The organism is Oceanisphaera sp. (assembly GCF_052084945.1).
Lineage (GTDB): Bacteria > Pseudomonadota > Gammaproteobacteria > Enterobacterales > Aeromonadaceae > Oceanimonas.
This window is the reverse complement of sequence record NZ_JBQDEX010000056.1, coordinates 1-11,534: the sequence shown is the minus strand read 5'-3', so window position 1 is coordinate 11,534 and position 11,534 is coordinate 1. Positions and strand designations below refer to the sequence as shown.

Sequence of the window (11,534 nt, the reverse complement as noted above, 5' to 3'; positions counted from 1 at the left end):
CCTGCCATCGCCGAGGTGTCCGGCTTCCACCAAATACAACCCGACTGGGCACTCCATTATGGCGTGATGTGGACGGAGTGGAGCAGCTTTAAAGAATTAAAAGCAGTCAGCCCGCAAGGTAAAGAGCTATTCCAAAAAGACGAAGGTTTTGACAATAGCTGGCGTGTTAGTGCCGGTGCCACTCATCAATTAAACGATCAGTGGACGCTGCGCGGTGGTATTGCCTATGACCAATCACCGGTGCCAGAAAGCGCACGCTCTATTTCTATTCCTGATGTAGACCGCACATGGTATACCTTGGGGGCCACTTATGCTTATAACCAAAACTTAAGCTTTGATGCCGCCTTTGCCTTTTTAGACGGTGAAAAAGTAACGGTAGTTGAAGACAGCAAAGTGATAGGAAAAGGGGCATATGAATTTGAATCCGGCGGTGATGCTTACTTAATGGGCTTACAAATGAACTACGCTTTTTAAGTATTTGCTCTTTTTATATCACACTATTTAAGCGCCCTCTTGGGCGCTTTTTTGTTCGCTTTGTTTATCGAAACACAATGCTGTATATTTGCTCCGTCATTATTTTTGTTCGGGATCATTATGCGCTGCTTTGTAGCCAGACAAGCTATTTTAGATAGTCAAGGTAACCCCTTTGGCTATGAATTGTTATTTCGTACCAGCCTCGAAAATCGTTTTCCTGAAATGGGAGCAGAGGATGCTACCCGTCGCTTAATGGCCGAACAGTTTTTGAGCCAAAAAATTGAAGATTTAGTAGGGCAAGCGCTGTGCTTTGTTAACTTCCCTGATTCATTAATTCGCGAAGATATGCGCGACAGTTTTGCACAGCAGCAGTTAGTGGTAGAAATTTTAGAAAATGCCACTCCCGATATGGCATTATTAGAGAGTGTTAAATTACTCAAAAAATCCGGTTTTAAAACCGCACTGGACGACCATATACCCAGTCAGCAATGGGAGAAGTTTTTTCCTTTTATTGACTTTATTAAACTTGATTTGCGCGAGCTTTCAATGGCGGAGTGCGCAAGCTTTATCAAAACCTACCAGCGCCATTCACACATTAAATTTATTGCCGAAAAAGTAGAAAACCAGCAAGAATATACCGATGCCAAAGCGGCAGGGTTTGACTTATTTCAGGGTTATTACTTTCAACAACCACAGGTGATCAGCCGCCGTATTTTAACCACTGATGAAATGACCGGTTTTGAGCTACTATCAGCAGTTAATGAGCCTGAGCTTGATTACGATAAGTTAACCGAGCTATTTAGCCAAGATTTATCACTGTCTTATTACCTATTGCGTCATGTAAATAGCTTACATAGTGGTTACAAGCAAAAAAATATTGATAATTTACGTAATGCGATTGTATTTTTAGGTCACCAACAGCTTAGGCGTTTTACAGCCTTAATGATGACGGCTTATATTAGTAAAAACAAAAACATTGAGTTATATCGTATCTCAATGATCCGAGCCAAATGGTGTGAACTGTTGGCCGAAAAAGTATGCCCTCATTTGCAAGATGATGCATTTATTTGTGGGCTATTCTCTTTGTTAGATACCTTATTAGAAAGACCCATTGCCGATATATTACCCCACTTATCAGTGACGGAGCCGGTGCAGCAAGCACTACTAGAACAAAAAGGGCAACTGGGTTTTTTAATGGGCATGATGCAAGATCAAGAACAGGCGAACTGGCCAATGTTAGAGCAACGATTAACGTTTGCTAACTTAAACCAACATGATAGTAGTCAGTTTTATGAACAAGCCATACAGTGGAGTAAACAACTCACCGATAGGCATCATGTTTAAACCGCAGACGCATGGGGTTCTCACAAAAAACCCATGCGTATAGCAAAAGTGTTATAACCCTACAAACTAAGCTACTGACAATGACTCTGTCTTTGTATAAACCGCCACACTGCTAACACCAATATAAAGCCACCGCTTGCCGCAGCCAGTCCAACCCCCACTGATGCTGTATACCCTAATGCTAAATAACCAATAATGCTTACCACAGCAATAGATAGTGCATAGGGTAATTGAGTCACAACATGATCAATATGATGACAAGAGGCGCCAGTAGAAGACAATATGGTGGTGTCTGAAATAGGCGAGCAATGATCGCCAAATACTGCCCCGGCCATAACTGCAGACATGCCCGGCAATAACAGCTGAGCATCAATCGCCATGGTCATATCGGCAGCTATTGGTAACATAATACCAAATGTCCCCCAGCTGGTGCCGGTAGCAAATGCCATAACACCGGCGAGTAAAAATAAAATAGCCGGTAGCATAAATAAAGGGATGCTTTGCTGCACTAAAGAGGCAAGGTAGTGCCCGGTTTCTAGCTCGCCAATTAAGCCGGCTAATGTCCAAGCAAACAATAAGATATAAATGGCCGGCAGCATGCCTTTAATGCCGATGAGTATGGTCTGCCCCCAATCAGCTAAGCTTACCTTTTGTTTTAGCATGGCATACACGCACACTAGTAAGCCGGCAACCCCTCCTAATACTAAAGAACGCCCTACATTAGTATTTTCTAGCGCGGCTAAAACATTAAAAGGAGTTTGGGCATCATTAAGCGCCTGTGCGCCGGTAAACAATAACGCCAGCACGGTAACTAATGTAAGCGTGCCTATGGCCAGTAATAATTCACTCATACGCCCCGCAGAAGCTTGCTCTGCACTGTCGCTTACACCAGGAGGGGCACCCTTGCTGGCATCAAACAGCTGACCTTGTAGCGCTTGCTGCTCGTGCTGATCCATGGCGCCTAAATCCCAGCCTCCTTTAATAACCAGTAACACCATTAGCAGGGTAAAAATAGCATAAAAGTTCATGCTGCCCATCAGCATAAAGGCCCCTAAGGCACTTTGCCCTGTTAAGCTATGACTGGCCAAAATACCGCCTATTAATGCAATAATATAGGCCCCCCACGACGAGATGGGCATAAGAACACAAACCGGTGCCGCAGTGGAATCGAGTAAGTAAGCAAGCTTAGCGCGCGAGATATTAAATCGGTCGGTAACCGGTCGACAAATAGTGCCCACCGATAAACTATGAAAGTAATCATCAATAAAAAACAAAAAAACCAACAATCCGGTCATCACTTTGGCTTGGCGCCGATTTTTAATTCTACTTTGTGCCCACTGTGCAAAGGCTAGTGTGGCTCCTACTCGGCTTAACATACTGATAATGCAGCCCAGCAGCAGCAAAAATAACAATATATTTACATTCCATTCATTAATGGTGTTATCAGTCCAAAACAGCTCTGCTATTTGGAGACCAAGGTGAGCCGCACTGGTAAGAGGATTAAACTGCTGCAGTAACAACACTGCAAGTAAGATACCTAACCCTAAAGATAACAAGACTCGGCGAGTAGTAATGGCCAATAAAATGGCAAGTATAGGAGGCAGTAAAGACCAATAACTTTGAATAAAAGGCTGTAGTTCCACGTTGGTACCAGAATTAAAATTGTTAATATAATGAGTAGAAGGCAGATATAAAGAACGCCAGCTCTTGCTCAGCGGTCGTACATCATAAAACCTATAACACGACAGTATCAGCCCTTGCAGCACCGTTCCCAGAGTGTTACCTGATAAAGGGGTAGCGGAACAAATAACACCACATTAACGTCACTTACTGTCGCGCTCAAAACTTATTAAATAAGCTTTGGGCTGATAAGTGACACACCTCTATGCGGGTAAGGCGAACGATTTTACTGCCAACACAACAAAAATCAATACTTTTAACCTACCATCACCCTACTGTGCTGTTGTTTATGACAGCTGCCTCTTTTGAATTTTTTTAATATACTAGCTTGATAATAACAGCTATAACGCTTGATCTGTTCTAATTAGCAATTGCCTTTTGCAAAATGCAAAGCTATATCGGTGTGTTTCTTTGCTAACATGTCATTTTTATTCTATGTAATAAATAATTTAGTAATTAACTTGCTAGATTTATAATGAAGATGTAAATTTACAGCATAATAAAATATATAACTTAGGTGAATGCAATGACTGACTTTTTAAAAACACTATTAAACATTCGCAGCTTACGTGCTGCAACACGTGACTTGACGCTTGATCAAATGGAAGAAGCATTAGCTAAACTGTCTTCTGTTATTGAAGAGCAGCGTGAAACTAAAGCAGCAGAACAAGCTGCTGCTCAAGAGCGAGATCGCAAGCTTAAAGAATACATGGATCAAATGGCCGCAGACGGCATTGATTTAAGTGACTTATTAGAATTGGCTGAGCCAACTAAAAAAGTAAGTAAGCCACGTGCTAAGCGTCCTGCTAAGTATGAGTTTTACGACGAGAACAATGAATATAAGACTTGGACTGGTCAAGGTCGTAAACCTACCCCCATCAAGAAAGCGATGGATGCAGGCACTAAAACATTAGAAGATTTCTTGATTAAACAGTAAGTTTATTGTTGAAATCACTATAAAAACAGGGCCACATGGCCCTGTTTTTTTATTAAAATGCAGATAATTGTAAAACAAAGGCACTAAACAATTCTTCCCCTACAGCTGGCGATGTACAGCCTCTCAGAGGGCTAAGGTGTTAAGAGCTGATATAAGGGTAAATCAACCCCATTAAGCTTTAATTCATACACTAACGCCAGCTCTGCACCTAGCTCTGCGCTCGGCCACCCTTTACGCTCAAACCAACATAGATAAGCCATGGGCAGTTTAAGCAATGGCCGTCCACTGTATTTACCAAATGGCATCGGCTTGCTGATAATATCTAACAACTCAGAACTGGCTAAACTCACATTAGATTCCTTTAAAAATACCACACACTAAACTGAACATAACGACGGGCCGCCGCCATAGTATTTAAATTATGCATATCTCTATTAATTTGGTTCATGCTTTATTTAATCACACCAAGTGTCATCTTACACAATGCCGCATTACGTTAAAGATAAACGCCGTTCTTTCTTATCCAACGCAACTGCTGCTGGCTCTGCGGGATTACCCCCCCCCCACTAATATCATAGCAAGGCCTAAAGAGGTCGAATAAATTCGACCCTACGCTCGGGGTAGATTGGTATAAAATGGGAGTGCCAGCTAAAATAACCCCTACAAAAGAAAAAACATCGAACCAACCGATCCGATGTTTCATTAATTATATATTGTGTCACTAACAGCTGAACGCTTATCGCTGCAGAAGGCTTTGATTGATATCAGCTAACGCCTGAGCTGGGTTCACCGCTTTAGTAATAGGGCGCCCTATCACCAAATAATCGCTGCCAGCGGTTAACGCCTGCTCTGGAGTCATAATGCGCCGCTGATCGCCGGCATCTACACCTGCTGGGCGAATACCAGGAGTAATCAATTTAAAGTCATGGCCCAGCTCTGATTTTAATAAGCTCGCCTCTTGTGCCGAGCATACAACACCGTCTAGGCCTGCATCTCGCGTTAAGCGTGCTAAGGCCAGTACTTGCTCTGCCGGTGAGCGTGACACGCCTATTTGGGCTAACTCATCGCCTGTCATACTGGTAAGCACAGTCACGGCAATAAGTAGCGGCGCTTGCTCACCGTATGGCACTAACGCCTCTTTGGCTGCGCTCATCATACGCTCGCCACCGCTCGCATGCACATTCACCATCCAGACACCTAGCTCAGCAGCGGCCGCAACGGCTTTGGCTACGGTATTAGGAATATCGTGAAATTTAAGATCCAAAAATACATCAAATCCACTGTTTACCAAGGTGCGCACAAACTCAGGGCCAAACAATGTAAACATCTCTTTGCCCACTTTTAAGCGACAATGAGCAGGATCTAATTGGTTAATTAACGCCATGGCTTGCTGCTTGTCAGCAAAATCAAGCGCAATCAGAATTTTAGGATCATGTGAAGTTGAAGTTTGCATACCAAGTTACCTTTTAATTTTTAAAAATATTTTTGCCACAGAAGACGCGAACGGTATAGAGAAGCGCCAAGAACAACAAAAAGCGGTGCCTATCTTTAGCTTACGGCTTAAAGCTGCCCTTAAGCAGGTCAGGAGCTCGGTTTGTTTTTAAGCCTTAAACATAAAAGCGAGATACCGGGGCAAGCCCGGCATGACGGCATAAAAGAAAGCCGGAAGCGGTCAGTTATAAGCTGAAAGTTAAGAACACATCAAACCAACAAAAGACGGTGTGTGTTTTTAGCTTCAGGCTTACAGCTTACGGCTTACGGCTGTATTTACTCCCCATCTAATCCACGTAGTGGGCGAATACAGCCCCACTGTTTACAGGAGGGGCATTGCCAAAATTGACTTTTAACCGAAAACCCGCATTGGCTACATTTATGGCTTGGCTTTTGTTTCATTTGTTCTAACACCAAGGCGCCTAGCATATCGAGACTTTCTCTTGCTCGCCCTTGCTCGGCGTTAGCCGCATGATACGCCATTAGTCGATGAAAGCCTTTCATTGTGGGATGGCGCTGTAATTGCGACAATACTAATTGCTCGGCGGCAAGTGCGCCTTGGCTTTCGGCTATGTAATCTGCCAACATTAACACCGCACTGGCACCCGCATCTTCTGCTACCCATAAATGCAGATGACGAATAAGCTCTGACTCATCATTTAATTGTAGGTAGCAGTATTGAATATCCGTTAACACCTCACCAATAAAATCAGCGTCTTGTTGAGTGACATCAAGCAGACTGGCCAATGCCAGTTTCCATTGCTGCTGCGCCATAAATAGTGAGCCTAGGCGGATATTCGCTCTCACACAGCCCGCATCTGTTTTAAGGGCTTTTTTAAATTGCATCATGGCGGCTTTCACATCTTGTTCTCGCCAATGCTGTTCTGCTAATTCACAGTAAAAGTGCCCCATGGGGGTTAAGGCTTTCATGCCTTGACGCTTTTTTAGCCGAGCGGCTGTGTCAATGGCTTTTTCCCAGTCTTTTAGCTGCTGGTAGATAAGTAATAATTGGCTTAATGCTTCTTCTTCGTAGTCGGGATCACTTTTTAGCTCAATAAGAATGTGCTCGGCTCGGTCTAATAATCCTGCGGCTAAAAAATCTCGCGCCAGTTCAAGCATGGCTAAGTGGCGTTGCTCTAGTAATAAGTTAGGTCGTGCCACCAAGTTTTGATGGATACGAATAGCGCGATCCACTTCGCCTCGGGAGCGAAATAAGTTTCCGAGAGCAAGGTGAGTTTCAATGGTTTCGCTGTCAACTTGCAAAAGCTGAATAAAGAGATCAACCGCTTTATCTGGCTCATCAGACAGCAAAAAATTCAGCCCGGCAACATATTGCCGGGAGAAATGGGTGGATTTATTTTGCGCATCTTGCCGAACTCCTCTGCGCCCCATATACCAGCCATAGGCCGCAGCAACAGGAAGCAGCAGAAACAATAATTCCAGCATAGGGCTTATTAATCCTTAATGGGCAAGGCCCTAAGCTCTTCTAGCTCTTTGTGCTGGCGCTCAACTTTTTTACGCAAACCACTGTTTTTCATTCTTAAACGTAATAATACAAAACCAAACACTATCCAGCCAACAACAAAACCAGCCACAAATATAATCGCCAATAATGATGAAAGGCGATAGTCGCCCTGGGCTAACAGGTAATTAACATGCACTGACTGATCGTTTTGTGTGCCCAGTGTTAAACCGACGGCAAATAAAATAATCAGAACAATTAGGCTAATAATTATTTTCACCTTATCCTCTCAACTTCCTGATTTTGAGTATCAACATTATCACGGAAAACAATCTTTCTCGCTAGTCGTGTTGCCGTAAAAAGTGATATAGCGCTACAGATAATATTAGGTGAGGTTGACTCGCTCACGCAGTTCTTTACCGGGTTTAAAGTGCGGTACGTATTTTCCGGTTAATGCGACTTTTTCACCGGTTTTAGGGTTACGTCCCTGGCGAGGCGCTCGGTAGTGTAGTGAAAAACTACCAAAGCCTCTAATTTCGATACGGTCACCGGTTTCTAGGGTAGCCGACATTTTTTCGATAATTTCTTTAATAGCCTCTTCTACTTCTTTTGCAGACAGGTGGCTGTATTGTTCTGACAGTTTTTCAATGAGATCGGATTTAGTCATTATGGTTTCTCCTGATCGCCAAGCAACAAAAAGGGGGCACGAAGGCCCCCTTTTACAGTCGGACAGGCTTATTCGCCTTTGGCTGCCTTAAAGGCTTCGGCCATTGCACTTAGACCAACATCTTCTGGCTGCTGCTGGTTAAGGTTATCTAGAACCACTTTATCTTCTGCTTCGTCTTTCGCACGGATAGACAAGCTTAAAGTACGGTTCTTGCGGTCAACGCCCATGAAACGTGCTTCGATTGCTTCACCTACGGTTAATACAGTAGATGCGTCTTCGATACGGTCACGAGAGATATCAGCAACGCGTACATAACCTTCTACGCCTTCTGCCATCTCAACGACTGCGCCTTTTGCGTCAACCGCTGTGATAGTACCTTTAACAATAGCACCTTTCTTGATATCAGCTAAGTAAGCATTGAACGGATCTTCGTCAATTTGCTTAACGCCTAAGCTAATACGCTCGCGCTCTGGGTCAACTTGCAGTACTACTGCATCAATTTCGTCGCCTTTCTTGAATTCACGAACCGCTTCTTCGCCGCCGTTCCAAGAAATGTCAGACAAGTGAACCAGACCATCGATGCCGCCGTCTAGACCGATAAAGATACCGAAGTCAGTAATTGACTTGATCTTACCAGAAACACGGTCGCCCTTGTTGTGGGTTTCCGCAAACAGCTGCCATGGGTTAGACTTGCACTGTTTTAGACCTAAAGAAATACGACGACGTTCTTCGTCGATATCCAATACCATTACGTCTACGTTGTCACCAACAAAAACCACTTTAGATGGGTGGATGTTCTTGTTAGTCCAATCCATTTCAGACACGTGTACCAGACCTTCAACGCCTTCTTCGATTTCTACGAAGCAACCGTAATCAGTTAGGTTAGTAACACGGCCAGACAAGCGAGTGCTTTCTGGGTAACGGCTAGCGATTTCTACCCATGGATCTTCGCCTAACTGCTTCAGGCCAAGAGAAACACGCGTACGCTCACGGTCATATTTCAGTACTTTAACGTTGATTTCGTCACCCACGTTAACGATTTCACTTGGGTGCTTAACGCGCTTCCAAGCCATATCGGTAATGTGTAGCAGACCATCTACGCCGCCTAGGTCGACGAAAGCACCGTAATCGGTCAGGTTCTTAACGATACCTTTAACTTCTTGACCTTCTTGCAGGTTCTCAAGCAACTGTTCGCGCTCTGCACTGTTTTCAGTTTCAATAACAGCACGACGAGAAACAACAACGTTATTACGCTTTTGATCCAGCTTGATTACTTTGAACTCAAGCTCTTTCCCTTCTAGGTGCAAGGTGTCACGTACTGGACGTACGTCAACCAGCGAACCAGGTAGGAAAGCACGGATAGTGTTTACTTCAACAGTAAAGCCGCCCTTCACCTTGCCGTTGATCACACCGATAACGGTTTCTTGATCTTCGTAGGCTTTTTCTAGTTGCAACCAAGATTCATGGCGCTTCGCTTTTTCGCGGGAAAGCAGAGTCTCACCGAAACCGTCTTCAACAGCGTCAAGAGCAACGTCTACTACGTCGCCTACACTCACTTCCATTTCGCCTTGGGCATTTTTAAACTGCTCGGCAGGAATAGCTGATTCAGACTTCAGGCCTGCGTCAACCAGAACGATACCGTTCTGAATAGCAACAACAGTACCTTTAACTATCGAACCCGGACGGGTTTCTAGTTCTTTCAGAGACTCTTCAAAGAGTTGAGCAAAAGATTCAATCATGTTTAATGAATACACTTTTTAAGTTGAACATCCACAGGGCAATCCGGCTCCGATGGGGTGATTAAGATAGACCCACTTCATCCTTGACGCGGGCAGGCTCAAGCAAGTTGCTTGACGTACAAAATATCATTTAACCGAATAACTTGTTGGCTTAGCCCACAATGCAAGTTTGCGTATGACTCAACACTATATCCAGTACTTCTGTAATAGACAGTTCAGTTGAATCAATCACTAACGCATTGTCTGCGGCTTTCAGTGGTGCCACGGTTCTATTACGATCCCGCTCATCACGCGCCTGAATTTCGCTTAAAAGACGGTCAAAACTAACATCAAAACCCTTCGCTTGCAACTGAAGAAGACGACGATTCGCCCTTTCGTGCGCGCTGGCATCTAAGAATATTTTTACTTGCGCATCAGGAAACACCACAGTGCCCATGTCGCGCCCATCGGCAATAAGACCAGGATTACCACGAAACGCCCGCTGGCGGCGTAATAGGGCTTCTCGCACCCGCGGAAAAGCGGCTATTTTACTGGCAGTTTCGCCCATCTTTTCAGTGCGTATGGTTTGCGAAACATCTTCCCCTTCAAGGATGGTTTTTACGACGCCCTCTTGTATCGGAAACTGCACATCTAAATGCGCCGCTAATGGCACCAAGGCCGATTCATCATCTAAGGCCACATCATGATGCAAAGCAGCAAGCGCCAACACCCGATAAATAGCTCCAGAGTCCAGTAAATGCCATTCCAGTTTTTCGGCGAGTAACTGGCAAAGGGTTCCTTTGCCTGCACCACCTGGGCCATCCACAGTGATGACGGGCGCTTTTTCAGTCATGGCTTTCTCCAGTCAAACATTAAGTTGAGCAGTTATGCGCATAAGTTTATGATCATTATGCTGCTTCATGGCGCGCATTATACGCAACTTAATCGGCAAATGTAGCACCTTGCTCTGTTTGCAGGTCAATTACTGTTATTTAAGCCGCCTTGTGTGCATTGTATCTATACCTACAGCGGCATCCGCCTTACAATAGCAATTATTTTTATTATGTTTAAACCAAAGAGGAACGCCATGAGCAGTGTTACCCAGATGGCAAACTCAAAATTGCCAACCCCTTGGGGCACCTTTACCCTAATCGGATTTGAAGAAACAGGGACAGGCAAAGATCATGCCGCACTGGTAATGGGTGCCATTGATGATGACTTACCCGTTTTAGGGCGCATTCACTCTGAATGCTTAACTGGCGATGCTTTATTTAGCTTGCGCTGCGACTGTGGTTTTCAGCTGCAAGCCGCAATGGAAAATATTGCTAAAGAAGGCCGAGGCATACTGCTTTATGTTCGCCAAGAAGGCCGGGGAATTGGCCTGCTCAATAAAATTCAGGCCTACAACTTGCAAGATCAAGGCAAAGATACGGTAGAAGCGAATGTTGAGTTAGGTTTTGATGCCGATATGCGCGATTACACTATTTGTGCCGATATGCTGCATGAGTTAGGGGTTAAGCAACTGCGTTTAATGACCAATAACCCGCGCAAAGTCGCCGCCATGACCCAGTGTGGCATTAATGTGGTTGAGCGCGTGCCGCTACAAGAAGGTCGCAACCCATTTAATGAGCATTACCTAGATACTAAAGCCGGTAAGCTTGGCCATATGTTAAAAGATAAATAAAGCACCCAGCTAACAGCGAAACAATTAAATGGGGTCGGCGTCAATTTTCTCTAAAGAAAATGACGCCGACCCTTTTT

12 protein-coding genes are annotated in these 11,534 nt (G+C 44.4%); 4 read left to right on the top strand and 8 right to left on the bottom strand.

The features are described 5' to 3' along the window. The coding region (locus ACTHY5_RS06895) for an outer membrane protein transport protein (protein WP_441878081.1) at positions 1–474 on the top strand (474 nt) is incomplete at its 5' end. 120 nt (positions 475–594) lie between these two features. Then, a complete protein-coding gene (locus ACTHY5_RS06890) occupies positions 595–1,818 on the top strand; it encodes an EAL and HDOD domain-containing protein (protein ID WP_441878079.1) in 1,224 nt (407 codons plus the stop codon). Between the two features lie 71 nt (positions 1,819–1,889). Here ACTHY5_RS06890 and ACTHY5_RS06885 read toward each other — a convergent pair whose 3' ends face one another. Then, on the bottom strand, positions 1,890–3,461 hold the full coding sequence (locus ACTHY5_RS06885) for a Na+/H+ antiporter NhaC family protein (protein ID WP_441878077.1): 1,572 nt from the start codon (positions 3,459–3,461) through the stop codon (positions 1,890–1,892). Between the two features lie 563 nt (positions 3,462–4,024). Between ACTHY5_RS06885 and ACTHY5_RS06880 the strand changes: the two genes are divergently transcribed. Next, complete coding sequence (locus tag ACTHY5_RS06880; protein WP_441878075.1) at positions 4,025–4,435, top strand: H-NS family histone-like protein; 411 nt, start codon at positions 4,025–4,027, stop codon at positions 4,433–4,435. A 131-nt stretch (positions 4,436–4,566) separates the two neighbouring features. On the opposite strand, the gene ACTHY5_RS06875 is transcribed toward ACTHY5_RS06880, so the two are convergent. The 7 genes from ACTHY5_RS06875 to cmk all read right to left on the bottom strand — a co-directional run bounded on the left by ACTHY5_RS06875 (position 4,567) and on the right by cmk (position 10,626). Next, entirely contained in the window at positions 4,567–4,785 is a 219-nt protein-coding gene (locus tag ACTHY5_RS06875) for a DUF3820 family protein (RefSeq protein ID WP_441878073.1), read from the bottom strand. Between the two features lie 386 nt (positions 4,786–5,171). Next, a complete protein-coding gene (pyrF, locus tag ACTHY5_RS06870) occupies positions 5,172–5,888 on the bottom strand; it encodes an orotidine-5'-phosphate decarboxylase (protein ID WP_441878072.1) in 717 nt (238 codons plus the stop codon). Positions 5,889–6,202: 314 nt separating this feature from the next. Beyond that, the gene (lapB, locus tag ACTHY5_RS06865; RefSeq protein WP_441878070.1) at positions 6,203–7,372 is read right to left on the bottom strand and encodes a lipopolysaccharide assembly protein LapB; all 1,170 of its coding nucleotides are present in this window, start codon (positions 7,370–7,372) and stop codon (positions 6,203–6,205) included. Between the two features lie 8 nt (positions 7,373–7,380). After that, entirely contained in the window at positions 7,381–7,668 is a 288-nt protein-coding gene (locus ACTHY5_RS06860; RefSeq protein ID WP_441878069.1) for a LapA family protein, read from the bottom strand. Between the two features lie 105 nt (positions 7,669–7,773). Beyond that, a complete protein-coding gene (gene ihfB, locus ACTHY5_RS06855; RefSeq protein WP_441878067.1) occupies positions 7,774–8,055 on the bottom strand; it encodes an integration host factor subunit beta in 282 nt (93 codons plus the stop codon). A 68-nt stretch (positions 8,056–8,123) separates the two neighbouring features. Then, a complete protein-coding gene (gene rpsA, locus ACTHY5_RS06850; RefSeq protein WP_441878065.1) occupies positions 8,124–9,794 on the bottom strand; it encodes a 30S ribosomal protein S1 in 1,671 nt (556 codons plus the stop codon). Positions 9,795–9,945: 151 nt separating this feature from the next. Beyond that, positions 9,946–10,626 carry a (d)CMP kinase gene (cmk, locus tag ACTHY5_RS06845; protein WP_441878063.1) on the bottom strand — a complete coding sequence of 227 codons (681 nt, stop codon included), beginning with the start codon at positions 10,624–10,626 and terminating at the stop codon, positions 9,946–9,948. A 234-nt stretch (positions 10,627–10,860) separates the two neighbouring features. Here cmk and ribA point away from each other — a divergent pair, with 234 nt between their 5' ends. After that, positions 10,861–11,457, top strand: a complete 597-nt coding sequence (gene ribA, locus ACTHY5_RS06840) for a GTP cyclohydrolase II (RefSeq protein ID WP_441878062.1) — start codon at positions 10,861–10,863, stop codon at positions 11,455–11,457. The last annotated feature ends 77 nt before the right edge of the window (positions 11,458–11,534 follow it).